Annotated in this window: 23 protein-coding genes; 10 read left to right on the forward strand and 13 right to left on the reverse strand. The window is 71.4% G+C overall.

What is annotated here, in order from left to right:
* Positions 1-119: 119 nt before the first annotated feature.
* A complete protein-coding gene (locus OG309_RS08570; protein ID WP_329419465.1) occupies positions 120-869 on the forward strand; it encodes a transglycosylase SLT domain-containing protein in 750 nt (249 codons plus the stop codon).
* A 79-nt stretch (positions 870-948) separates the two neighbouring features.
* On the opposite strand, the gene OG309_RS08575 is transcribed toward OG309_RS08570, so the two are convergent.
* Positions 949-3549, reverse strand: a complete 2601-nt coding sequence (locus OG309_RS08575; protein WP_329419466.1) for an ABC transporter ATP-binding protein/permease — start codon at positions 3547-3549, stop codon at positions 949-951.
* A 220-nt stretch (positions 3550-3769) separates the two neighbouring features.
* Here OG309_RS08575 and serB point away from each other — a divergent pair, with 220 nt between their 5' ends.
* Positions 3770-5032: a phosphoserine phosphatase SerB gene (gene serB, locus OG309_RS08580; RefSeq protein ID WP_329419468.1), complete on the forward strand. Its 1263-nt coding sequence runs from the start codon at positions 3770-3772 to the stop codon at positions 5030-5032.
* A 109-nt stretch (positions 5033-5141) separates the two neighbouring features.
* Here serB and OG309_RS08585 read toward each other — a convergent pair whose 3' ends face one another.
* The 4 genes from OG309_RS08585 to OG309_RS08600 form a co-directional block, all read right to left on the reverse strand.
* Positions 5142-5660 (reverse strand): SixA phosphatase family protein, encoded by a 519-nt coding sequence (locus OG309_RS08585; RefSeq protein ID WP_329419470.1) that lies wholly within the window; start codon positions 5658-5660, stop codon positions 5142-5144.
* A 59-nt stretch (positions 5661-5719) separates the two neighbouring features.
* A complete protein-coding gene (locus OG309_RS08590) occupies positions 5720-5935 on the reverse strand; it encodes a hypothetical protein (protein ID WP_329419472.1) in 216 nt (71 codons plus the stop codon).
* 168 nt (positions 5936-6103) lie between these two features.
* Positions 6104-6220 (reverse strand): SGM_5486 family transporter-associated protein, encoded by a 117-nt coding sequence (locus OG309_RS08595; protein WP_329419473.1) that lies wholly within the window; start codon positions 6218-6220, stop codon positions 6104-6106.
* Positions 6221-6237: 17 nt separating this feature from the next.
* Complete coding sequence (locus tag OG309_RS08600) at positions 6238-7536, reverse strand: CynX/NimT family MFS transporter (RefSeq protein WP_329419475.1); 1299 nt, start codon at positions 7534-7536, stop codon at positions 6238-6240.
* Positions 7537-7630: 94 nt separating this feature from the next.
* On the opposite strand from OG309_RS08600, the gene OG309_RS08605 reads away from it, so the two are divergent.
* A complete protein-coding gene (locus tag OG309_RS08605; protein WP_329419477.1) occupies positions 7631-8320 on the forward strand; it encodes a FadR/GntR family transcriptional regulator in 690 nt (229 codons plus the stop codon).
* On the opposite strand, the gene OG309_RS08610 is transcribed toward OG309_RS08605, so the two are convergent.
* The 3 genes from OG309_RS08610 to fabG all read right to left on the reverse strand — a co-directional run bounded on the left by OG309_RS08610 (position 8289) and on the right by fabG (position 10379).
* Positions 8289-8684: a hypothetical protein gene (locus OG309_RS08610; RefSeq protein WP_329419478.1), complete on the reverse strand. Its 396-nt coding sequence runs from the start codon at positions 8682-8684 to the stop codon at positions 8289-8291. The genes OG309_RS08605 and OG309_RS08610 overlap by 32 nt on opposite strands.
* Positions 8685-8881: 197 nt before the next feature.
* Entirely contained in the window at positions 8882-9658 is a 777-nt protein-coding gene (fabI, locus tag OG309_RS08615; protein WP_329419480.1) for an enoyl-ACP reductase FabI, read from the reverse strand.
* A 4-nt stretch (positions 9659-9662) separates the two neighbouring features.
* The gene (fabG, locus tag OG309_RS08620; RefSeq protein WP_329419481.1) at positions 9663-10379 is read right to left on the reverse strand and encodes a 3-oxoacyl-[acyl-carrier-protein] reductase; all 717 of its coding nucleotides are present in this window, start codon (positions 10377-10379) and stop codon (positions 9663-9665) included.
* A gap of 186 nt (positions 10380-10565) precedes the next feature.
* On the opposite strand from fabG, the gene OG309_RS08625 reads away from it, so the two are divergent.
* The 3 genes from OG309_RS08625 to tyrS are packed head-to-tail and all read left to right on the forward strand — an operon-like array spanning position 10566 to position 14811.
* A complete protein-coding gene (locus OG309_RS08625) occupies positions 10566-12098 on the forward strand; it encodes a TldD/PmbA family protein (RefSeq protein WP_329419482.1) in 1533 nt (510 codons plus the stop codon).
* The gene (locus OG309_RS08630; RefSeq protein ID WP_329419484.1) at positions 12095-13486 is read left to right on the forward strand and encodes a metallopeptidase TldD-related protein; all 1392 of its coding nucleotides are present in this window, start codon (positions 12095-12097) and stop codon (positions 13484-13486) included. Before OG309_RS08625 ends, OG309_RS08630 begins: the two co-directional genes overlap by 4 nt.
* A 59-nt stretch (positions 13487-13545) precedes the next feature.
* The gene (tyrS, locus tag OG309_RS08635; RefSeq protein WP_329419486.1) at positions 13546-14811 is read left to right on the forward strand and encodes a tyrosine--tRNA ligase; all 1266 of its coding nucleotides are present in this window, start codon (positions 13546-13548) and stop codon (positions 14809-14811) included.
* Positions 14812-14913: 102 nt separating this feature from the next.
* Here tyrS and OG309_RS08640 read toward each other — a convergent pair whose 3' ends face one another.
* Positions 14914-15189, reverse strand: coding sequence for a GlsB/YeaQ/YmgE family stress response membrane protein (locus OG309_RS08640; protein ID WP_329419488.1), 276 nt, complete (start codon positions 15187-15189; stop codon positions 14914-14916).
* A 169-nt stretch (positions 15190-15358) separates the two neighbouring features.
* On the opposite strand from OG309_RS08640, the gene OG309_RS08645 reads away from it, so the two are divergent.
* Together OG309_RS08645 and OG309_RS08650 are read left to right on the forward strand one after the other, a co-directional pair.
* The gene (locus OG309_RS08645) at positions 15359-15694 is read left to right on the forward strand and encodes a DUF3099 domain-containing protein (RefSeq protein ID WP_329419489.1); all 336 of its coding nucleotides are present in this window, start codon (positions 15359-15361) and stop codon (positions 15692-15694) included.
* 184 nt (positions 15695-15878) lie between these two features.
* Positions 15879-16097 (forward strand): hypothetical protein, encoded by a 219-nt coding sequence (locus OG309_RS08650; protein WP_329419491.1) that lies wholly within the window; start codon positions 15879-15881, stop codon positions 16095-16097.
* Here the strand turns inward: OG309_RS08650 and moaA are convergent.
* The 3 genes from moaA to OG309_RS08665 form a co-directional block, all read right to left on the reverse strand.
* Positions 16080-17069, reverse strand: a complete 990-nt coding sequence (gene moaA, locus OG309_RS08655) for a GTP 3',8-cyclase MoaA (RefSeq protein ID WP_329419492.1) — start codon at positions 17067-17069, stop codon at positions 16080-16082. The two genes, OG309_RS08650 and moaA, sit on opposite strands and share 18 nt — an antisense overlap.
* 161 nt (positions 17070-17230) lie before the next feature.
* On the reverse strand, positions 17231-18868 hold the full coding sequence (locus OG309_RS08660; RefSeq protein WP_329419493.1) for a solute symporter family protein: 1638 nt from the start codon (positions 18866-18868) through the stop codon (positions 17231-17233).
* The gene (locus OG309_RS08665; protein ID WP_329419495.1) at positions 18865-19236 is read right to left on the reverse strand and encodes a DUF485 domain-containing protein; all 372 of its coding nucleotides are present in this window, start codon (positions 19234-19236) and stop codon (positions 18865-18867) included. Before OG309_RS08665 ends, OG309_RS08660 begins: the two co-directional genes overlap by 4 nt.
* 272 nt (positions 19237-19508) lie before the next feature.
* On the opposite strand from OG309_RS08665, the gene OG309_RS08670 reads away from it, so the two are divergent.
* Positions 19509-21044, forward strand: coding sequence for a S8 family peptidase (locus OG309_RS08670; RefSeq protein ID WP_329419496.1), 1536 nt, complete (start codon positions 19509-19511; stop codon positions 21042-21044).
* Positions 21045-21141: 97 nt separating this feature from the next.
* On the forward strand, positions 21142-22443 hold the full coding sequence (locus OG309_RS08675) for a CoA transferase (RefSeq protein ID WP_329419497.1): 1302 nt from the start codon (positions 21142-21144) through the stop codon (positions 22441-22443).
* Here OG309_RS08675 and OG309_RS08680 read toward each other — a convergent pair.
* A complete protein-coding gene (locus tag OG309_RS08680) occupies positions 22433-23476 on the reverse strand; it encodes a zinc-dependent alcohol dehydrogenase family protein (RefSeq protein WP_329419498.1) in 1044 nt (347 codons plus the stop codon). The genes OG309_RS08675 and OG309_RS08680 overlap by 11 nt on opposite strands.
* Positions 23477-23494: the final 18 nt, after the last annotated feature.

Consider the following 23494-nt stretch of genomic DNA (forward strand, 5'->3'; position numbering starts at 1 on the left):
TACGTCACACCTTTGCCACGGGATTTTGCTGCCGCTAAGAATTGCGTCCGTCGCCGCCGAGCAGGCGCAGCGCCGCCCCGGCCTGAGCGACCCCCTGCTATTCGAAGAGGTAGTGCCGTATGTCTGCGAAGACCCCTGGCCACAGTCGTGGTCTGAAGAAGACCCACAAGGCCACGATCGCCGGCGTCGCCGCTCTGAGCGCCGCAGCCCTCGGCTTCTCCCTCGCCCCCGGCCACGGTGGTGCCACCGAGACCGAGCCCCAGGCCCTCGCCCACACGCAGCAGGTCGCCTGGTCGTACAACGCGAACAGCCCGCAGGCGAAGGCGCTGGCCGCGAGCCTCGACTCGCAGCAGTCCACGATCGAGCTGAAGGCCAAGCAGGACGCCGCCGCCAAGGCGAAGGCGGACGCCGCGGCCAAGGCCAAGGCAGCCGCCAAGGCGAAGGCCGACGCCGCCGCCAAGGCCGCCGCCAAGGCGAAGGCCGACGCGAAGAAGCGCGCCGAGGCGAAGGCGGCCGCGAGCCGCGCCGCCGTCCGCAAGCCGGTCTTCGCGAACAACCTCGACGGCTGGATCCGCGAGGCGCTCTTCATCATGGACAAGCACGACATTCCGGGTACCTACAACGGCATCCACAAGAACGTGATGCGCGAGTCCAGCGGCAACCCGTTCGCGATCAACAACTGGGACATCAACGCCATCAACGGCGTGCCGTCCAAGGGTCTGCTGCAGGTCATCTACCCGACCTTCAAGGCGTACCACATCCCCGGCACCAAGTTCGACCAGTACGACCCGGTCGCCAACATCGTCGCCGCCTGCAACTACGCGGCCGACCGCTACGGCTCGATCGACAACGTCAACAGCGCGTACTGAGGCTCCCCGCAGCCGCAGCACATGCCGAAGGGCGGCACCCCGCACGGGGTGCCGCCCTTCGGGCGTGGCCTCGCGGCCGTTACTTGCGCATGACCTCGGGCTCGTGGCGGCGCAGCAGCCGCGCGACGAGCACGCAGCAGAGCGCGGCCATGAGCAGCTGGATGCCGAGGTCCAGGCTCCACTGCGCGACCGTGTGCTCCCACAGGCCGTCGAGGTTGTCCGGGTTCTTGTGGTCCCACGGCGGCATCAGGTGCGCCAGGTCGAGCGTGGTGCCGGCGCCGGCGATGCCCCAGCGGGACGGCATCAGCCAGGCGAACTGCTCCAGGCCGGGCGAGCCGTACACCTGGAAGAGGATGCCGGTGAACACGACCTGGATGATCGCGAACATGACGAGCAGCGGCATGGTCTTCTCGGCGGTCTTCACCAGGGCCGAGATGACCAGGCCGACCATCATCGAGGTCAGGCCGAGCGCGATGACCTGCACGCACAGCTCGACCGCCGGCGGCATGAACAGGCCCTCCTCCGGCAGCTCGCGGGTGGAGAAGCCGATGCCGCAGATGATCACGCCCTGGAAGGCGGTGATCACGCCGAGGACGATGACCTTGGACATCAGGTACGCGGAGCGGGACAGGCCGGTGGCGCGCTCCCGCTCGTAGATGACCCGTTCCTTGATCAGTTCTCGTACGGAGTTGGCGGCGCCCGAGAAGCACATGCCGACCGCGAGGATCAGCATGATCGTGCCGGCGTCGCCGTTGAAGCGGGAGGGCGCGACGGGCCGGCCCAGGCCGAAGTCGGCCGGGATGACCACCGAGACCGCGCCGAGCACGGCCGGCAGGATCACCATCAGGGCCAGGAAGCCCCGGTCGGAGGCGATCACCGACACGTAGCGGCGGATCAGGGTCCACAGCTGGGAGCCCCAGCCCTGCGGCTTGGGCGGGCGGGCCAGCGCCTGCTGGGCCTGCTGCGGCAGCTGGACCGGCTGGGCCGCGACGGCGTCGATCTCGGCCGCGTACATCTGGTAGTGCTGCGAGCCCTTCCAGCGGCCCGCCCAGTCGTAGTCGCGGTAGTTCTCGAAGGCGGAGAAGACGTCGGCCCAGGTGGAGTAGCCGAAGAAGTTCAGCGCCTCCTCCGGCGGGCCGAAGTAGGCCACCGAGCCGCCGGGCGCCATCACGAGCAGCTTGTCGCACAGGCCCAGCTCGGCCACCGAGTGGGTGACGACGAGGACCGTGCGGCCGTCGTCGGCGAGGCCGCGCAGCAGCTGCATGACGTCGCGGTCCATGCCCGGGTCGAGGCCGGAGGTCGGCTCGTCCAGGAAGATCAGCGAGGGCTTGGTCAGCAGCTCCAGGGCGACCGAGACGCGCTTGCGCTGGCCGCCGGAGAGGGAGGTGACCTTCTTCTCCTTGTGGATGTCCAGCTTGAGCTCGCGCAGCACCTCGCCGATGCGGGCCTCGCGCTCGGCCTCGGCGGTGTCGCCGGGGAAGCGCAGCTTGGCCGCGTAGCGGAGCGCCTTCTGGACGGTCAGCTCCTTGTGCAGGATGTCGTCCTGCGGGACCAGACCGATGCGCTGGCGCAGCTCGGCGAACTGCTTGTAGAGGCTGCGGTTGTCGTAGAGGACGTCACCCTGGTCGGCGGGCCGGTAGCCGGTGAGCGCCTTGAGGAGCGTCGACTTTCCGGAGCCGGAGGGGCCGATGACGCCGATGAGCGACTTCTCGGGGACGCCGAAGGTGACGTCCTTGAGGATCTGCTTGCCGCCCTCGACCGTCACCGTGAGGTGGCGGGCCGAGAAGGAGACCTCGCCGGTGTCGACGAACTCCTCGAGCTGGTTGCCGACGATCCGGAAGGTCGAGTGGCCGACGCCGACGATGTCGTTGGGGCCGATGAGGGCGGTGCCGCCCTTGGTGATCGGCTGACCGTTGACGTACGTGCCGTTGTGCGAGCCGAGGTCGCTGATCTCGAAGCGCCCGTCGGGCGTCGCGTGGAACTTGGCGTGCCGGCGCGAGACCTGGAGGTCGGAGACGACCAGCTCGTTCTCCAGCCCACGGCCGATGTGCATGACGTGGCCGAGGTCGAGCTGGTGGAAGGTGGTGGGGCTGCGGTCGCCGTGGACCGGGTACGCGCCCTGCGGGGCGGCCTGCTGGTGCGGGACCTGCGGCGGCTGCTGGGCCTGGGGCGCCTGCTGGTGCGGGACCGCCTGCGGTGCCTGCTGCTGCGGCTGCTGCTGCCAGCCCTGCTGCTGCGGCGGGGCCTGGTGCGTGGCCCAGTCCGCCTGCGCGGCGGCCTGCTGCTGCCCGGCGGCGTGCGCCTGGTGCGCGGGCTGCGCGTGCGGGGCCGCGGCCTGCTGGGCCGGTGCGGCGGGCTGCTGCTGGGCCGGCGCGCCGACGGCGGCGAGATTCAGCCGCGGGCCGTCGGTGGCGTTGCCGAGGTGGACGGCCGAGCCGGGGCCGATCTCCACCTGGTGGACCCGCTGGCCCTGTACGAACGTGCCGTTGGTGGAGCCGTGGTCCTCGATGACCCAACTCCGGCCGCCCCAGCTGATGGTGGCGTGCCGCCACGAGACCCTGGCGTCGTCGATGACCAGGTCGCCCTGGGGATCGCGGCCGAGGGTGTACGACCTGGCCGGATCGAGGGTCCAGGTCCTTCCATTCAATTCCAGTACGAGTTCTGGCACTCCATGCCCCACTACTTGTCCCCCGCGGTACCCCCGTCGTCGGGAGCCCAGGGATGATGAACATCCGGGGGAACTATTTCAGGCCCCGGGCCGTATCCGAAAGTCGGGCCGCGTGAAGAGCTTGCGCAACCCGCACGACGACGCCTCCGCGGCAAGCCCGGGGCCACGCCGGTGTCCGGCAGGCGGGACGGGGGATCGGGTGGCACCGGGTGCCCGATACGGTGGAAGCACCATGAGCGCATCGCAGACCTCAGACGTTCCCGCCCCGGACGTTCCCGCCCCGGACGTCCCGGCCTCGGACGTGCCCACGCTTCTCGTCAAGATCTTCGGGAAGGACCGTCCCGGGATCACCGCCGGACTCTTCGACACTCTCGCCGCCTACTCCGTCGACGTCGTGGACATCGAGCAGGTCGTCTCCCGCGGCCGGCTCGTCCTGTGCGCGCTCGTCACCGAGCCGACCGTCGCCTCCCAGGGCGAGCTGCGCGCCACCGTGCACAGCTGGGCCGAGTCCATGAAGCTCCAGGCCGAGATCATCTCGGGCACCGGCGACAACCGGCCGCGCGGCGAGGGACGCTCCCACGTCACCGTGCTGGGGCACCCGCTGACCGCGGAGCAGACGGCCGCCATAGCGGCCAGGATCGCGGGGACCGGCGGCAACATCGACCGCATCTTCCGGCTGGCCAAGTACCCGGTGACGGCGGTGGAGTTCGCCGTCTCGGGTTGTGAGACGGAGCCACTGCGGACCGCGCTGGCCACCGAGGCCCACTCGGTCGGCGTGGACGTGGCCGTGGTCTCGGCCGGACTGCACCGGCGGGCCCAGCGGCTCGTCGTCATGGACGTCGACTCGACCCTCATCCAGGACGAGGTCATCGAGCTGTTCGCGGCCCACGCGGGCTGCGAGGACGAGGTCGCCGAGGTGACGGCGGCGGCGATGCGCGGCGAGCTGGACTTCGAGCAGTCGCTGCACGCGCGGGTGGAGCTGCTGGCCGGGCTGGACGCGTCGGTGGTGGACAAGGTCCGCTCCGAGGTGCGGCTGACGCCCGGGGCGCGCACCCTGATCCGCACCCTCAAGCGGCTCGGCTACCAGGTGGGTGTGGTGTCCGGCGGCTTCACCCAGGTCACCGACGACCTCAAGGAGAAGCTGGGGCTCGACTTCGCCCAGGCCAACACCCTGGAGATCAAGGACGGCCGGCTGACCGGCCGGGTGACCGGCGAGATCGTCGACCGGGCGGGCAAGGCACGGCTGCTGCGCCGCTTCGCCGAGGAGGCCGGGGTGCCGCTGGCGCAGACGGTCGCGATCGGCGACGGCGCCAACGACCTGGACATGCTGAACGCGGCCGGTCTGGGGGTGGCGTTCAACGCCAAGCCCGTGGTGCGCCGGGCGGCGGACACGGCGGTCAACGTGCCGTTCCTGGACACGGTGCTCTACCTGCTCGGGATCACCCGCGAGGAGGTCGAGGTCGCGGACGGCGGCGCGGAGGACCTGCTGCACTGAGCGGTACGCGTACGTGAAGGGGCCCGGCCGTCCACCGACGCCCGGGCCCCTTCGCGTACGGACTCGGGCAGGGCCCGTACGGCTCGCGTACGGGCGGGCCCGGGACCGCTCAGGCGTGCGGCGTCCAGAAGTCGGCCAGGGTGCCCACGCCGTGCTCGACGGACTTCCAGGAGCCGGTGAAGGTCACGACGGCGAAGGCGGCGGTGGGGAAGCCGCTGCGGGTCATCCGGGCGAGGGTGTCGCCCTCGGCCTGTCCGGTCAGGGCGTCGGCGAGGGCGTGCATCCCGGGGTTGTGGCCGATGAGCAGGAGGCCGTTCACCGTGTCGGGGGTCTCGTTGACGACGGCGATGAGCTCGCCGAGGGAGGCCTCGTACAACCGCTCCTCGTACACCGTCTTCGGGCGCTCGGGGAGCTCGGGGACGGCCAGCTTCCAGGTCTCGCGGGTCCTGGTCGCGGTCGAGCACAGGGCCAGGTCGAGGGGGATCCCGGATTCGGCCAGCCGGCGGCCCGCGACGGGGGCGTCCTGACGCCCGCGCTCGGCGAGCGGGCGCTCGTGGTCGGAGGTCTGCGGCCAGTCGGCCTTGGCGTGTCGGAGCAGCACGATCCTGCGGGGTGTGTCGACGCTCATGCTCCACAGCTTTGCACGAATCAGGCCGTGTTGACTCGGAGAGCGCCGGGGAGCACGCCTCAGAGGGACAGCGTCTGCTGGAGCTGTTCCAGGAGCCGTCCGACGGTGATGTCGCCGCTCACGGCCTGCGCCTGCTCCGGTCCCGTGATGAGGAGGAAGAGGGCGACGAAGGCGAGCACCGGCAGGGCGAGCGCCCACCAGGGCAACCGGGTGTCGACACCGGCCGACGCGCGGGCGAGGTCCCTCCGGCCGCTGCTGTGGGTCTGCGCCGACATGGCCGCCTCCGTTGCTGGGAGTCACTGCGCGGAGCCGTTCTCCGCGATGTCTCCAACCTACGGAGCGCGGGGCTCGTGGCCCATCAGGTGACCCACCCACTCGACCCTGACACTCGCCCCCTAGGGGATGCGGGGGTTAACCCCACCCCGGCTCCCCGCCGGGCCCGGTCAGGGCGAGGCGAGGGAGGCGATCACGGCGATGACGGCGGTGATGCCCAGCATCGCGCCGAGCACGATGAGGAACTTCTTCTGGCCGTTCTGGGGGTTCGGTTCGAGTACAGGCATGGGATCAGTCTCGCATCTCAGCATTCGTCCTCGACGGTCCGGTCCCGGCCGGCGAGGCTGCCCACGACCATCTGCGGGATCATCAGGCCGGCCATGAGCGCGATGGGCAGCCCCCAGCCGCCGCTGTGCTGGTAGAGGATGCCGACGAGGAGCGGGCCGGGGATGGAGATGAGGTAGCCGACGCTCTGCGCGAAGGCGGACAGCTTCACGACGCCGGCGCCGGTCCGCGAGCGCATCCCGATCATGGTGAGGGCGAGCGGGAAGGCGCAGTTGGAGACGCCGAGGAGCAGGGCCCACAGCCAGGCGCCGCCGGCCGGGGCGAGGGCGAGTCCGGTGTAGCCGGTGAGGCCGCACAGGCCGAGGGCGACGACGATCGGGCCCTGGTTCTTCATCCGGGTCGCGAGCCGGGGTATGACGAAGGCGAGCGGAACGCCCATGACCATCGTGACGGCGAGCAGCACACCCGCGGTGGAGGCGGGGACGCCTGCGTCGCGGAAGATCTGCGGCATCCAGCCCATGGTGATGTACGCGCCGGTCGCCTGGAGTCCGAAGAAGACGCCGAGGGCCCAGGCGGTGCGGCTGCGGGTGACCCGGGGCGCGGCAGCGGGTTCGGCGGCGGACGGCGCTACGGCCGGCCCGCCGGGCGCGGTCATGGAGCGGTCGCGCAGCAGCGGGAGCCAGGGCAGCACGGCGAGGGCCGCGAGGCCCGCCCAGACGCCGAGGCCGAGGCGCCAACTGCCGCCCATCGCCCCGGTCATGGGCACGGTCGCCGCGGCGGCCAGGGAGGTGCCGAGGGCGAGGGCCATGGAGTAGAGACCGGTCATGCTGCCGACGCGGTCGGGGAAGTACTTCTTGACGATGACCGGCATCAGGACGTTGCTGAGCGCGATGCCCATGAGGGCGAGGGCGCTGGCGGCGAGGAAGGCCGGGGTGCCGCCGGCGAAGGGGCGCAGCAGCAGTCCGGCGAAGATCGCGGCCATGCCGGCGCAGACCACGGCCGCGGGGCCGAAGCGGCGGGCGAGGCGCGGGGCGGCGATGCCGAAGACGGCGAAGCAGAGCGGCGGTACGGAGGTGAGGACGCCGGCGACGCTGCCGCTCATGTGGAGCCCGTCGCGGACCTCTTCGAGGAGGGCGCCGAGGCTGGTGATGGCGGGGCGCAGGTTGACCGCCGCGAGGACGAGTCCGACGGCGACGAGTCCGGCGACCCAGCGGGCGGGGCCGGCGGGTGCGGCGGGATCGGCGGTGCCCGCGCGGGGGCGGGCCTCGGTGGGGGCGGCCTCGGCGGTGGGGGCGAGGGTCTGCGACTCGTCAGGCATGGGGCCATCATAGAATCATGGGATGATTGGTTGTCCAATCTCGAACCAGTCATCGCAGAACCGACCCACTCCCCCAAGACGGAAGGTGCATCCCATGGCGCTCGGCCATCCCCGGCGTGCCGGGCTCTCCGATCAGGTGATCACCCAGCTGCGGAACCAGATCACCTCGGGCGAGTGGCCGGTCGGCACCCGGATCCCGACCGAGCCGGAGCTCGTCGAACAGCTCGGCGTGGCCCGCAACACCGTCCGCGAGGCGGTGCGCGCCCTCGCGCACAACGGGCTGCTGGACATCCGGCAGGGCTCGGGCACGTATGTCGTCGCGACCAGCGAGCTGGCCGGGGTCATGCACCGCAGGTTCGCCGGCTCCGATCCGCGGGACATCGCGGAGCTGCGCTCGACGCTGGAGTCCTCGGCGGCCCGGCTGGCCGCGCAGCGGCGCACGGACCGGGACCTGAAGCAGCTGGACGCGCTCCTCGCGCGGCGCGAGGAGGCCTGGGAGTCGGGCGACGCGGACGAGTTCGTGACGGTCGACGCGGCCTTCCACCACGCGATGGTGGTCGCCTCGCACAACGAGGTGCTGACCGAGCTCTACGCCGACCTCGGGCACGTGCTGCGCGAGTGGCTGCGCGGCGACGTCGGCCGGGAGCTGCGGCCGGAGAACCACATGGACCACGCGCGCCTGGTCGAGGCGGTGCGCGAGGGCGACGCCGAGCGGGCGGCGGCGGAGGCGGCGAGCTACCCGTTCCTCTGCCTCAGGAGCCCGGAGCCGCAGGTTCGTGGGTGATCCACGCCGAGCGGATCTCCTTCCAGCACCGGCCGGTCACCCGGGCGTAGTCGGCGGGGCCGACCTCGACCGGGGCGCTGTCGCTGTCCACGTCCCACCAGCGGTCGCACTCGACGTGGAGGCGGATGCGGTCGGTGCGGGGATAGGGGTTCTGGCAGTGGGCGGTGGCCGTGGACCCCTCGACGACCGTGCGGCAGGAGGCGCCGACGTTCTCGTCCGGCTCGGCCGCGGGGGCGGAGCGGGGCGCGTCCTCGGCGGGGGCGGGGGCCGCCCGCACCTCGGCGGCGACGGCGAGACCGGCCAAGGCCGCGAGGAGCGCGGCGGCCGAGACGAGGGAGGGGGCCCGGGAGTACAGCGCGCGCATGTGCGTACCTCCTCCCCGTCCGTGGCCCGTCAGCAGCCTGTCAGTAGCCGGAATGTCACGCTCTGAACGTCACGCTTCGACCAGTCTGCGGTGATTCGCCGGACTTTTCGACTCGGGCCCGGGTTGCGGAAACGCGAAGGGGCCGGACGCCCGCCTTCCGGCGGTCGTCCGGCCCCTTCGGAGCACTGCGGGAGGCGTCAGGCGCCGATCGCGTGCAGGCCGCCGTCCACGTGGACGATCTCGCCGGTCGTCTTCGGGAACCAGTCGGAGAGCAGCGCGACGATGGCGCGGCCGGCCGGCTCCGGGTCGGACAGGTCCCACTCCAGCGGGGAGCGGGAGTCCCAGACGCTGGCCAGCTCGCCGAAGCCCGGGATGGACTTCGCGGCCATCGAGCCGAGCGGACCGGCCGAGACCAGGTTGCAGCGGATGTTCTGCTTGCCCAGGTCACGCGCCATGTAGCGGCTGGTGGCCTCCAGGGCGGCCTTGGCCGGACCCATCCAGTCGTACTGCGGCCAGGCGAACTTGGCGTCGAAGGTGAGGCCGACGACCGAGCCGCCCTCGCTCAGCAGCGGGAGCAGCGCCATCGTCAGGGACTTCAGCGAGAAGGCCGAGACGTGCATGGCGGTCGAGACCGACTCGAACGGCGTGTTGAGGAAGTTGCCGCCGAGCGCGTCCTGCGGGGCGAAGCCGATGGAGTGCACGACACCGTCGATGCGGTCGCCCAGGTGCTCGCGGACCTGGCCCTCCAGGCGCGCGAGGTGCTCGTCGTTGGAGACGTCGAGCTCCAGGACCTTCACGTTCTCGGGCTTGGGCAGCTTCTTGGCGATGCGCTCGGTCAGCGTGGGCCGGGGCCAGGCGGTGAGGATGATCTCCGCACCCTGCTCCTGGGCCAGCTTCGCGGCGTGGAAGGCGATGGAGGACTCCATCAGCACACCGGTGATCAGGATGCGCTTGCCCTCGAGAATTCCGCTCATGTGATCAGTGACCCATGCCCAATCCGCCGTCAACCGGGATGACGGCTCCAGTGATGTACGAGGCGTCGTCCGAGGCGAGGAACTTCACCGCGGCGGCGATCTCCTCGGGCTGCGCGTAACGGCCCAGCGGTACCTGGGACACGATGCCGGCGCGCTGCTCGTCGGTGAGGACGGCGGTCATGTCGGTGTCGACGAAACCGGGCGCGACGACGTTGAAGGTGAGGTTGCGCGACCCCAGTTCCCGGGCGAGGGAACGCGCGAAACCGACCAGGCCGGCCTTCGAGGCGGCGTAGTTCGCCTGACCCGCCGAGCCGAGCAGGCCGACGACCGAGGAGATCAGCACGACGCGGCCCTTCTTGGCGCGCAGCATGCCGCGGTTGGCACGCTTCACGACCCGGAAGGTGCCGGTGAGGTTGGTGTCGAGGACGGACGTGAAGTCCTCCTCGGACATGCGCATGAGGAGCTGGTCCTTCGTCACGCCGGCGTTGGCCACCAGGACCTCGACCGGACCGTGCTTCTCCTCGATCTCCTTGTACGCCTGGTCCACCTGCTCGGTGTCCGTGATGTCGCAGCGGACGGCGAGGAAGCCGGCCTTCTCCAGCTCCGCGGGGTCGCCGGAGCGGTACGTGATCGCGACCTTGTCGCCTGCCTCGGCGAACGCGTGGGCGATGGCGAGGCCGATGCCCCGGTTTCCTCCGGTGACGAGAACCGAGCGGCTCAACGGATCACCCTTTCGATAGCGGTCTGGTATGCCGAAAACCTATCGGTCCGTTCCTCGATACGGAGAATCGGGCCCTGACAGTGGCGTACTGATGTCACTGTCGGATCCCTACAGAATGGTCTGGGCATCCCGGCGTAAAGCGCGACATGATCAGGGACGACCGGTCTCACACGACAGGAGACGACTGTGCCATCTGGCCCCCATTCCCTCGACGAAGCCTTCACGGCGCTCCCGCTGCGGCAGCTCGCCGACGCGGCGCTCGCCCGCGCGCGGGCGCTCGGCGCCGACCACGCCGACTTCCGCCTGGAGCGGGTGCGCAGCGCCTCGTGGCGGCTGCGGGACGCGAAGCCGTCCGGCTCCTCGGACACCACCGACCTCGGCTACGCGGTGCGGGTGGTGCACGGCGGGGCCTGGGGCTTCGCCTCCGGCGTCGACCTCACCATGGACGGGGCGGCGAAGGTCGCCTCGCAGGCGGTCGCCATGGCCAAGCTGTCGGCGAAGGTGATCGCGGCGGCCGGGTCCACCGAGCGCGTGGAGCTGGCGGAAGAGCCCGTGCACGCCGAGAAGGTGTGGGTCTCCTCGTACGAGATCGACCCCTTCACCGTCTCCGCCGAGGAGAAGAGCGGGCTGCTCGCCGACTGGAGCGCGCGGCTGCTGCGCGCCGACGGCGTGGCGCACGTGGACGCCTCGCTGCTCACCGTGCACGAGAACAAGTTCTACGCGGACACCGCGGGCACCGTCACCACCCAGCAGCGCGTCCGGCTGCACCCGCAGCTGACCGCGGTCGCCGTCGACGAGACCACCGGCGAGTTCGACTCGATGCGGACCATCGCGCCGCCGGTCGGGCGCGGCTGGGAGTACCTGACGGGCACCGGCTGGGACTGGGACAAGGAGCTCGACGAGATCCCGGGGCTGCTCGCCGAGAAGATGCGGGCGCCGAGCGTCGAGGCCGGCCGCTACGACCTGGTCGTCGACCCGTCGAACCTGTGGCTCACCATCCACGAGTCGATCGGCCACGCCACCGAGCTGGACCGCGCCCTCGGCTACGAGGCGGCGTACGCGGGCACCTCCTTCGCCACCTTCGACCAGCTCGGCAAGCTGGCGTACGGCTCCTCGGTCATGAACGTGACCGGTGACCGCACCGCCGAGCACGGGCTCGCCACCATCGGCTACGACGACGAGGGCGTCCAGGCCCAGTCCTGGGACCTGGTGAAGGACGGCACGCTCGTCGGCTACCAGCTGGACCGGCGGATCGCGAAGCTGACCGGCCTCGGGCGCTCCAACGGCTGCGCCTTCGCCGACTCCCCCGGCCATGTGCCGGTGCAGCGGATGGCCAACGTGTCGCTCCAGCCGGACCCGGGCGGCCTGTCCACGGAGGACCTGATCGGGGGCGTGGAGCGGGGCGTCTACGTGGTCGGCGACCGTTCCTGGTCGATCGACATGCAGCGCTACAACTTCCAGTTCACCGGCCAGCGCTTCTTCCGCATCGAGAACGGGCGGCTCGCCGGGCAGCTGCGGGACGTCGCGTACCAGGCGACGACCACCGACTTCTGGGGCTCCATGGAGCAGGTCGGCGGCCCGCAGACGTACGTGCTCGGCGGCGCGTTCAACTGTGGCAAGGCCCAGCCGGGCCAGGTCGCCGCCGTGTCCCACGGCTGCCCGTCCGCCCTCTTCCGGGGTGTGAACATCCTCAACACGACGCAGGAGGCCGGTCGATGAGCCGCGTCAGCAAGCCGTACGAGATCGTCGAGAAGGCCCTGGAGCTGTCCCGCGCGGACGGCTGCGTCGTCATCGCCGACGAGGAGTCCTCGGCCAACCTGCGCTGGGCCGGGAACGCGCTCACCACCAACGGCGTCACGCGGGGCCGCACCCTCACCGTGATCGCCACCGTGGACGGCGCGCAGGGCACCGCCTCCGGTGTCGTCTCGCGCTCGGCCGTGACCGCGGCCGACCTGGAGCCGCTGGTCCGCGAGGCGGAGGCGGCCGCGCGGGCCGCCGGGCCCGCCGAGGACGCGCAGCCGCTGGTGGCGGGCGTGCCCTCCTCGCCCGACTTCACGGACGCGCCGGCGGAGACCACCTCCGCGGTCTTCGACGCGTTCGCGCCCGCGCTCGGCGAGGCCTTCGCCCGGGCCCGGGCCGGCGGCCGGGAACTGTACGGATTCGCCAACCACGAGCTCACCTCCAGCTACCTCGGCACGTCCACCGGACTCCGGCTCCGGCACGACCAGCCGAAGGGCACCCTGGAGCTCAACGCCAAGTCGCCGGACCGCTCGCGCTCGGCGTGGGCGGGGCGCTCGACGCGCGACTTCAAGGACGTCGACCCGGCCGCGCTCGACGCCGAGCTCGCCGTCCGGCTGGGCTGGGCCGAGCGCCGGATCGAGCTGCCCGCCGGGCGGTACGAGACGCTGCTGCCGCCGACCGCCGTGGCCGACCTGCTGATCTACCAGCTGTGGTCCTCGACGGCCCGGGACGCGGTGGAGGGCCGGACGGTCTTCTCCAAGCCCGGCGGCGGGACCCGCCTCGGCGAGACCCTCTCGCCGCTGCCGCTGACCCTGCGCAGCGACCCGGACGAGCCGGGTCTGGAGTCGGCGCCGTTCGTGATCGCCCACTCCTCCGGCGACGACTCGTCCGTCTTCGACAACGGCCTGCCGATCGCCCCGGTGGACTGGGTGCGGGACGGCAAGCTGGCCCATCTGATCACCACCCGGCACACCGCGGGCCTTACTCACTTGCCCGTGGCGCCGGGAGCCGGGAACCTGATCCTGGACGGCGGCGGCGAGCGCTCCCTGGACGAGATGGTCGCGGGCACCGAGCGGGGTCTGCTGCTGACCTGTCTCTGGTACATCCGCGAGGTCGATCCGGCGACGCTGCTGCTCACCGGGCTGACCCGGGACGGCGTCTACCTCGTCGAGAACGGCGAGGTGGTCGGCGAGGTGAACAACTTCCGGTTCAACGAGTCTCCGGTGGACCTCCTGTCGCGGGCCACCGAGGCGGGCCGGACGGAGAAGACGCTGCCGCGCGAGTGGAGCGACTGGTTCACCCGGGCCGCGATGCCCGCCCTGCGGGTGCCGGACTTCAACATGAGCTCGGTCAGCAAGGGCGTCTGACCCGCCTAGACTGGCCGGGAACAGCTTTTCCCATTCACTACGCCGAGGAGACGGACGACGTGACGGACATCGTCGACGAGCTGAAGTGGCGTGGGCTCTTCGCCCAGTCCACCGACGAAGAGGCCCTGCGCAAGGCCCTCGCGGACGGTCCCGTCACGTTCTATTGCGGTTTCGACCCGACCGCGGCCAGTCTCCACGTCGGCCACCTGGTCCAGGTGCTCACCGTCCGCCGGCTCCAGCAGGCCGGGCACCGGCCGCTGGCGCTGGTCGGCGGGGCCACCGGCCAGATCGGTGACCCGCGGCCGACCGCCGAGCGCACCCTGAACGACCCCGAGACGGTCGCGAACTGGGTGAACCGGCTGCGCTCGCAGATCGAGCCGTTCCTCTCCTTCGAGGGCGAGAACGCCGCGGTCATGGTGAACAACCTGGACTGGACCGCCGGCCTGTCGGCGATCGAGTTCCTGCGGGACATCGGCAAGCACTTCCGGGTCAACAAGATGCTGACCAAGGACTCCGTCGCCCGGCGCCTGGAGTCCGAGCAGGGCATCAGCTACACGGAGTTCAGCTACCAGCTGCTCCAGGGCATGGACTTCCTGGAGCTGTACCGGCGCCACGGCTGCACGCTGCAGCAGGGCGGCTCGGACCAGTGGGGCAACCTGGTGGCCGGGCTCGACCTGATCCACCGGCTGGAGCCGGGGGCCCAGGTCCACGCCCTGGCGACCCCGCTGATGGTCAAGGCCGACGGCACCAAGTTCGGCAAGACCGAGAGCGGCGCCGTCTGGCTCGACCCGGAGATGACCACCCCGTACGCGTTCTACCAGTTCTGGCTGAACGTGGACGACCGGGACATCTCCACGTACCTGCGGATCCTGTCCTTCAAGTCCCGCGAGGAGCTGGAGGAGCTGGAGAAGCTGACGGCGGAGCGGCCGCAGGCCCGTACCGCCCAGCGGGCGCTCGCCGAGGAGCTCACCACCCTCGTGCACGGCGCCGACCAGTGCCAGGCCGTCATCGACGCCTCCAAGGCGCTGTTCGGCCAGGGCGAGCTGTCCGAGCTGGACGGTCCGACCCTCGCGGCGGCCCTCTCCGAGCTGCCGCACGCGCGGGTGTCGGAGCTCGGCCTGGTGGTGGACCTGTTCACCGAGGTCGGCCTCGCGCCGAGCAAGTCGGGCGCCCGGCGCACGGTGAAGGAGGGCGGCGCCTACGTGAACAACGTGAAGGTGACCGCCGAGGACGCCGAGGTGTCGGCGGACGAGCTGCTGCACGGGCGCTGGCTGGTGCTGCGCCGGGGCAAGAAGAACCTGGCGGCGATCGAGTTCGTCGGCTAGCCCGAGGCCGTGATCACGACGGAGGCCCGGTGGGCGCGCGATGCGCCCGCCGGGCCTCCGCCGTGACCGGGCGCCGTCGGTGCGGCGCCGTCGGTCAGGTGCTCAGGCGCGTTGTCTGTTGCCCCTGATCGAGGTCCACAGCATGTCCCCCACGCCCACCACGGCGATGGCGCCGATGAGCTGGAGCAGATGACGGGTCCAGTCGATGCCCTTGGTGTCGTTGACCCCGATCCAGGTCGCGACCGCGTTGCCGAGCACGCTTCCGACAATGCCGAACACGGTCGTCAGCCACAGCGGGATCTGCTGCTTGCCCGGGAGGATCGCCTTCGCGATCAGACCCAGGACGAAGCCCACAATGATCGCCCACAACCAACCCATCGTCGCCTCCTCGTGCGCATGTGTGCCCAGTCTCGGCCCGTGGTCCATACGGCGCATGTCGGGCGACTCCATCCGTGCCCCGGTCTCCTGCGCCGGCAAGGACGGGCGTACCGTGGAAGCAGGTACGGACCGGGGAGAGTCCGGCACGGCTGCTGGGTGGTGGAATGTGATGCGGAAGCATGGCGGAACCGAGGTCTTCCGGATCACCGGCGCGCGGCAGGGCCTCGCCGAGGACGTCCGCGGGCGGCAGCGGCGGTACGTCATCTCGATGTCGATCCGCACGCTCTCCGTGATCGCCGCCGCCTCGCTGTGGAACGTGGAACGGTACGTGGCCATCGTGGCGCTCGTGATCGGGGCCCTGCTCCCCTATGTCGCCGTGGTGATCGCCAACGCCGGACGTGAGTCCGCGCCGTCCCTTCCCTCCTCGTTCATCCCCCCTCCGGCACGGCCCGAGCTGGAAGCCGATGCGGAACACCGGGACCGCGGAGACGATCACGCAGCGTGAGCGGGAAGCTCAAGAAATGCTCAGATCAATCATGAAGTTCCGGTGCACCGCACCCCATGGGCCGTGACATACTGCCTACGCGCTCCGCATCCCCCGTCGGAGCGACGGACCGATGCCGGGCAGCTCCCCCCGTGGCTGCTCGGCATCGCCCTTGCTGGACAATGACTCTGTGATCAATGGTCCAGTGAGCGAAGAGAAGCCGATCTGTTCCGCCAAGGGCTGCCGGGCCGATGCCGTCTGGGTGCTCGCCTGGAACAACCCGAAGCTGCACACGCCGGAGCGGCGCAAGACCTGGCTCGCGTGCGAGGAGCACCGCGAGCACCTCTCCCAGTTCCTGGGCGTACGGGGTTTCCTGAAGGACGTCGTCCCCTTCGACGAGTGGGACTCAGCCGCCGATCGCTGACATCGGACGGTCGGGCTGCAGGAAGCCGGGGTCGTCCAGGCCCGAGCCGGCCTTCTTTCCCCACATCGCCTTCCGCCAGATCTCGGAGACCACGGCGTCCGGCGCGTCCGAGCGGAGCGCGGCCCGCAGGTCGGTCTCCTCGGTGGCGAACAGGCAGGTCCGCACCTGGCCGTCGGCGGTGAGCCGGGTGCGGTCGCAGGCCCGGCAGAACGGGCGGGTGACCGAGGCGATGACGCCGACCGTGTGCGGTCCGCCGTCGACGACCCAGCGTTCGGCCGGGGCGGAACCGCGCTCGTCCTCGCCCTCGGCGGTCAGCTCGAAGCGGGTGCGCAGCGACTCCAGGATGTCCCCGGCGGTGATCATGCCGTCGCGCTTCCAGCCGTGCTGGGCGTCGAGGGGCATCTGCTCGATGAAGCGGAGCTCGTACCCCTCGGCGATCGCCCAGGCGAGCAGGTCGGGAGCCTCGTCGGCGTTGAGTCCGGGCATCAGGACGGCGTTGACCTTGACCGGGGTGAGTCCGGCGTCGCGGGCGGCGGCCATGCCGTCGAGGACGTCGTGGTGCCGGTCACGGCGGGTGAGGGTCTTGAAGACCTCGGGGCGCAGGGTGTCGAGCGAGACGTTGACCCGGTCGAGGCCGGCCGCCTTGAGGGCGGCGGCGGTGCGCTTGAGGCCGATGCCGTTGGTGGTGAGCGACATCCGGGGGCGGGGCTCCAGGGCGGCGCAGCGCTCGACGATGCCGACGAGGCCGGGGCGGAGCAGCGGCTCGCCGCCGGTGAAGCGGACCTCGGTGACGCCCAGGTCGGTGACGGCGATCCGGATCAGCCGGACGATCTCGTCGTCGGTCAGCAGATCGGGCTTGGCCAGCCACTGCAGGCCCTCTTCCGGCATGCAGTACGTGCATCGCAGGTTGCACCGGTCGGTCAGGGAGACGCGCAGGTCGGTGGCGACCCGCCCGTAGGTGTCGATGAGCACTGGGCCCCCTCCCCTTCTTCCGCCGGATGTTCCGGTCTCTCTCGTTCGAGCCTACGTGACCGATGGGACAGCGGGCACGGCCCGATTGTCACGAGGACCGGACCGGCCGCGTCGTAGAACTCTACGACGCGGCCGTCGGCCGACTGCGGACGGTACCCGTATCAGTGCGCTCCGGTGCCGGTGAGGGACTTCACCTCCAGCTCGGCGTACTTGCCCTTGTCCGGCTGCTCCTTGGAGAGGACCGAGCCGAGCCAGCCGAGCAGGAAGCCGAGCGGGATGGAGACGAGTCCGGGGTTCTCCAGCGGGAACCAGTAGAAGTCCACGGTCTTGAACATCGAGGTGGGCTTGCCGGAGACGACCGGCGAGAACAGCACCAGGACGACCGCGGAGACCAGTCCGCCGTAGATCGACCAGAGCGCTCCCGTGGTGGTGAAGCGCTTCCAGAAGAGGCTGTAGAGGATCGTCGGCAGGTTGGCGGAGGCCGCGACGGCGAAGGCCAGGGCGACCAGGCCGGCGACGTTGAGGTCGCGGGCGAGGGCGCCGAGGGCGATCGAGACGACGCCGATGAGGACGGTGGCCCAGCGGGCGGCCCGTACCTCCTCCTTCTCGGTGGCCTGGCCGCGACGGATGACGTTGGCGTAGATGTCGTGCGCGAACGACGAGGACGAGGCGAGGGTGAGACCGGCGACGACGGCGAGGATGGTCGCGAAGGCGACGGCGGAGATGACGGCGAGCAGGAGCGCGCCGCCCGTCGACCCGGCGCCGCCGCCGACCTCCAGGGCGGCCAGCGGGGCCGCGGTGTTGCCGGCCTTGTTGGAGGCGATGATGTCGCTGTTCTTCAGCAGGGCGGCGGCGCCGAAGCCGAGCACGATCGTCATCAGGTAGAAGGCGCCGATGATGCCGATGGCCCAGTTGACGGACTTCCGGGCGGCCTTGGCGGTGGGCACCGTGTAGAAGCGGATGAGGATGTGCGGCAGGCCGGCCGTGCCGAGGACGAGCGCGATGCCGAGGGAGAGGAAGTCCAGCTTCGAGGTGCCGGTGGCGCCGTACTTGAGGCCGGGCTTGAGGAAGGCCTCGCCCTTGCCGCTGTTGGTGGCGGCGGCGCCGAGCAGCTCGGAGATGTTGAAGTGGAACTTCAGCAGGATGAGGAAGGTGATCAGGAGCGTGCCCGCGATGAGCAGCACGGCCTTGACCATCTGCACCCAGGTGGTGCCCTTCATGCCGCCGATGGTCACGTACACGATCATCAGGACGCCGACGAGGGCGACGATCGCGACCTTGCCGCCGTCGCTGGTGATGCCCAGCAGCAGCGAGACGAGGACGCCGGCGCCGGCCATCTGGGCGAGCAGGTAGAAGATCGAGACGACGATGGTGGAGGTGCCCGCCGCGGTGCGGACGGGGCGCTGGCGCATCCGGTAGGCGAGGACGTCGCCCATGGTGAAGCGGCCGGAGTTGCGCAGCGGTTCGGCGACCAGGAGCAGGGCGACCAGCCAGGCGACGAGGAAGCCGATGGAGTAGAGGAAGCCGTCGTAGCCGAAGAGGGCGATGGCGCCGGCGATGCCGAGGAAGGAGGCGGCGGACATGTAGTCGCCGGAGATCGCCAGGCCGTTCTGGAAGCCGGTGAACTGGCGTCCGCCGGCGTAGAAGTCGGCGGCGCTGCGGGTCTGCCGGCCGGCCCAGACGGTGATGACGAGGGTGGCCACCACGAAGGCCGCGAACAGGCCGATGATCAGCGGGCGGTGCTCGTCCGCGCCGCCGCCGGCGGCGAGCAGGAGGGTGGTGTCGGCGGGGGTGCTCATGCGTCGGCCTCCATGCGCGCCTTGATGGCCTCGGCCTTCGGGTCGAGGCGGTGCGCCGCGTGCCGCGAGTAGAGCCAGGCGATGAGGAAGGTGGTCGCGAACTGTCCGAGGCCGAGGACGAGGGCCACGTTGACGTTGCCGAACAGCCGGGTGCCCATGAAGTCGCCCGCGTAGTTGCAGAGCAGCACGTACAGCAGGTACCAGGTGATGAAGGCGATCGTCAGGGGGAAGGCGAACGAGCGGTGGGTGCGGCGCAGTTCGCCGAACTCCTCGCCCTCCTGGACCTCGACGAACTGCTCCGTGGTGGGCTGGGCGGGACCGCGTTCGGTCTCCGTGCCTCTCGGCGGCGGCGGTGCTTCGGTAGCCACGGAATCTCCTCGTGACGCGGGGGCGGACGGCATGGACAAGGGGGCCTCGCTGCGGTGCGGAGCGGGGGCTTCCGGCCGGGACCGGCTCCCCTGCTCAACGGCACGGAGGGCACGGCGAAGCGGTTCACACGGAGGATTTCTTTTGCCCGATCTTCATGAAGTCTTCTCAACTCATTGAATCGCGGGGAAGATCGGCGATAGCTTCACTCGTCATGCACCTGTTCGCATGCAATCGGCGCGCGGACAGTACAGACGGATGATGTGGAGAACCCATGGCTCATCTGGGATCGAGGCGCGGCCGAGTACTCGCTCTGCCGGTTGGTCTCGCGCTCACGGCCTCGCTCGGCTTCCTGCCCTCCGGCGCCGCCTCCGCCGCGGAGCTGAGCGACGTCACGGCCGCCGTGTCCACCGACGGCCCGCAGCTGTCGTACGTCGTCAACGTCGCCGGTGGCCGCTGGACGGCCGCCTCGGTGAAGAAGGCGATCGCCGCCGCCGGCGGTGAAGTGGTCGTGTCCTACGACCAGATAGGCGTGATAGTCGCCCACTCCAAGAACCCGGAGTTCGCCCAGTCGATCCGCCAGGTGCGTGGCGTGGTGTCGGCCGGCGCGACCCGCACGGCGCCGCTGAAGGCCGCCACCGACGACTCCGTCGGCGAGGGCGACCAGGCCCTCACCCCGGCCGAGGTGAAGGCCGCCACGGCCGCCGCCACGGACGAGCAGGACCCGCTGGAGCCCCTGCAGTGGGACCTGCCGGCGATCAAGGCCGACAAGGCCCACCAGAAGACGCTGGGCAGCAAGCGCGTCACGGTCGGCATCATCGACACCGGTGTGGACGACACCCACCCGGACCTGGCGCCGAACTTCGACGCCAAGGCGTCCGCCAACTGCGTCAGCGGCAAGGCCGACACGACCCCCGGCTCGTGGCGTCCCAACGCGGGCGAGTCCGACCACGGCACGCACGTCGCGGGCACGATCGGCGCCGCCAAGAACGGCATCGGCGTCACCGGTGTCGCGCCGGGCGTGAAGCTGGCCGGCATCAAGGTGTCGACGCCCGACGGCTTCTTCTACACCGAGGCCGTCGTCTGCGGCTTCGTGTGGGCGGCCGAGCACGGCATCGACGTCACGAACAACAGCTACTACACCGACCCGTGGATGTTCGCCTGCAAGAACGACGCGGACCAGAAGGCCCTCATCGAGGCGGTCACCCGTGCGACCCGCTACGCGGAGCGCAAGGGCACGGTCAACGTCGCGGCTGCCGGCAACTCGAAGTTCGACCTCGCGGCCGACTCGATCGTGGACAACAGCAGCCCGAACGACACCACTCCGGGCGACCGGGTCATCGACCCGAAGGAGTGCTTCGACTACCCGGCGCAGCTGCCGGGCGTGGTGACGGTCTCCGCGACCGGCGCCAAGGAGCTGAAGGCGTCCTACTCCAACTACGGCCTCGGCGTCATCGACGTGGCGGCGCCCGGCGGCGACCGCACCGAGTACCAGACCCCGGACGCCCCGGCGGTCAACGGCCGCATCCTGTCGACCACGGTCAACGGCGGCTACAACTACAAGGCCGGCACCTCGATGGCCTCGCCGCACGTGGCGGGCGTCCTCGCGCTGCTGAAGTCGACCCACCCGCACGCCTCGCCGGCGGCCCTGAAGGCGCTGCTGTACGCGCAGGCCGACGAGCACGCGTGCACCAACCCGTACGACATCGAGGGCGACGGCACCGTCGACGCGGTGTGCGAGGGCGGCAAGAACAAGAACGGCTTCTACGGCGCGGGCATCGTCGACGCGCTGGCGGCGGTCCGTAAGTAAGCACGTGTTCCGATCGGTTTCCGATCAGTGATCAGGCCCTGGTGTGGTGCGCCACACCAGGGCCTCTTCACGTGGCACCGAGTGCCATCATGCGGGCATGGACAACACGGTGCGCAGCGGTACGGAGTTGTTGTGGTCGGCGCTGGGCGGCGATCCCGCCCTGCTCGACCGGGTCACGTTCGGCGGCCCCTCGGGGCTGCTGCCGGCCCGGCTGCCGGTGATGGACCTGGCGCGGGCGACCGTCGCGGTCTGCTCGCTGGCCGCCGTCGAGCACGCCGGGCTCGCGGGCCCCGCACGGGTGGACGACGGGGCGGTGGCCACCGCGTTCGTGAGCGAGCGGCATCTGCGGGTGGACGGGCGGGCGCCGGTCAACTTCGCGCCCCTGTCGCGCTTCTGGCGCGCCGCCGACGGCTGGGTGCGCACCCACGCCAACTACCCGCACCACAAGGCCGCGCTGCTGGCCGCGCTCGGTGCCGCCGACTCGGTGGAGGCGGTCGCGGAGGCGATCGCCGGGCGTCGGGCGGTGGAGGTCGAGGCGCTCGTGTACGGGGCCGGGGGCCTCGCCGTCGCGCTGCGCACGCCCGAGGAGTGGGCCGCCACCGCGCAGGGCCGGGAGGTCGCGGCCCGGCCGCTGCTGACCCGGGAGCGGCTCGACGAGGCGGCGCCCCGGGCGCGCGCGGGCCGCCGGCTGCGGGTGCTCGACCTGACCCGGGTCATCGCGGGCCCGGTCGCCACCCGGACGCTCGCGCTGCTCGGCGCGGACGTGCTGCGGATCGACCCGCCGGGCAATCCGGAACTGCCGGACCAGCACGCCGACACGGACTTCGGGAAGCGGACGGCCGCGCTGGACCTGGACCGCCCGTCGGACCGGCGCACCTTCGACGAGCTGCTCGACGCGGCGGACGTGCTGGTGACCGGGTACCGGCCGGGCGCCCTGGACCGTTTCGACCTGCACCGCCCCGGCCTGGTGGTGGCCCGGCTCTCCGCGTGGGGCGACTACGGGCCGTGGGCCGGGCGGCGCGGTTTCGACAGCCTGGTGCAGGTGGCGACGGGCATCGCGGCGGTGGAGGGCTCGGCGGCGGAGCCCGGCGCGCTGCCGGCGCAGGCCCTGGACCACGGCACGGGCTACCTCCTGGCGGCGGCGGTGCTGCGCTCGCTGACCGAGCAGGACCGCGAGGGCGGCACCCGCCTCGTCCGCCTGGCCCTCGCCCAGACCGGGCACTGGCTGACGGGCACCCTCCCCCGCTACGAGCCCGGGCGGTACGTGGCGGAGACGGACGGCCCGCTGGGGCTGCTGCGGCACGCGCTGTCGCCGGTGGCGTACGAGGGCGGGCCGACGGCCTGGTCGCGGCCGCCGGGCCCGCAGGGCGGGGACGAACCCGCCTGGGTCACGGCCTGACGAGGACCTTGAGGGCGGTGCGCTCGTCCATGGCCCGGTAGCCGTCGGGGACGCCGTCCAGGCCGACGGTCAGGTCGAAGACCGGGGACGGGTCGATCGTGCCGTCCAGGATGTCCGGGAGCAGCTCGGGGATGTAGGCGCGGACGGGGGCGACGCCGCCGCGCAGGGCGATGTTGCGGTCGAACATGACGGACAGGTCGAGGCCGGTGCCGCTGCCGTGCGGGACGCCGACGTAGCCGATGGAGCCGCCGTCGCGGGCGATGCCGACGGCGGTGCGCATGGACTGCTCGGTGCCGACGGCCTCGATGACGGCGTGGGCGCCCTGGCCGCCGGTGAGCTCGCGGACGGCGGCCTCGGCGGCCTCGCCGCGCTCGGCGACGACGTCGGTGGCGCCGAAGGCGCGGGCGATGTCGGTACGGGCGGTGTGGCGGCCCAGCGCGATGATCCGCTCGGCGCCGAGCCGCTTGGCGGCGAGGACGCCGCACAGGCCGACGGCGCCGTCACCGACGACGGCGACGGTGGAGCCCTTGGTCACGCCCGCGCCGAGGGCGGCGTGGTGGCCGGTGCCCATGACGTCGGAGAGGGCGAGCAGGGCGGTGAGCAGGTGGTCGTCGGAGGCGGCCTCGGCGGGCAGCTTGACGAGGGTGCCGTCGGCGAAGGGGACCCGGACGGCCTCGCCCTGGCCGCCGTCGGAGCCTACGGAGCCCCAGAAGCCGCCGTTGGGGCAGGAGGTCTGGAGGCCCTCGGCGCAGTAGTCGCAGCTGCCGTCGGACCAGACGAAGGGCGCGACGACGAGGTCGCCCTTGCGGAAGCCGTGGACCCCGGCGCCGGCCTCCTCGACGATCCCGAGGAACTCGTGGCCGATGCGCTGGCCGGGCTGCCGGGCGGACTCGCCGCGGTAGGCCCACAGGTCGCTGCCGCAGATGCAGGCGCGGACCACGCGGACCACGACGTCCGTGGCGTCCTGGATCACCGGGTCGGGCACGTCCTGCACGCGCATGTCGAAGGGGGCGTGGATGGTGGTGGCGCGCATGGCGGACGTTCCTTGCTG

It is taken from the genome of Streptomyces sp. NBC_01268 (genome assembly GCF_036240795.1).
Lineage (GTDB): Bacteria > Actinomycetota > Actinomycetes > Streptomycetales > Streptomycetaceae > Streptomyces.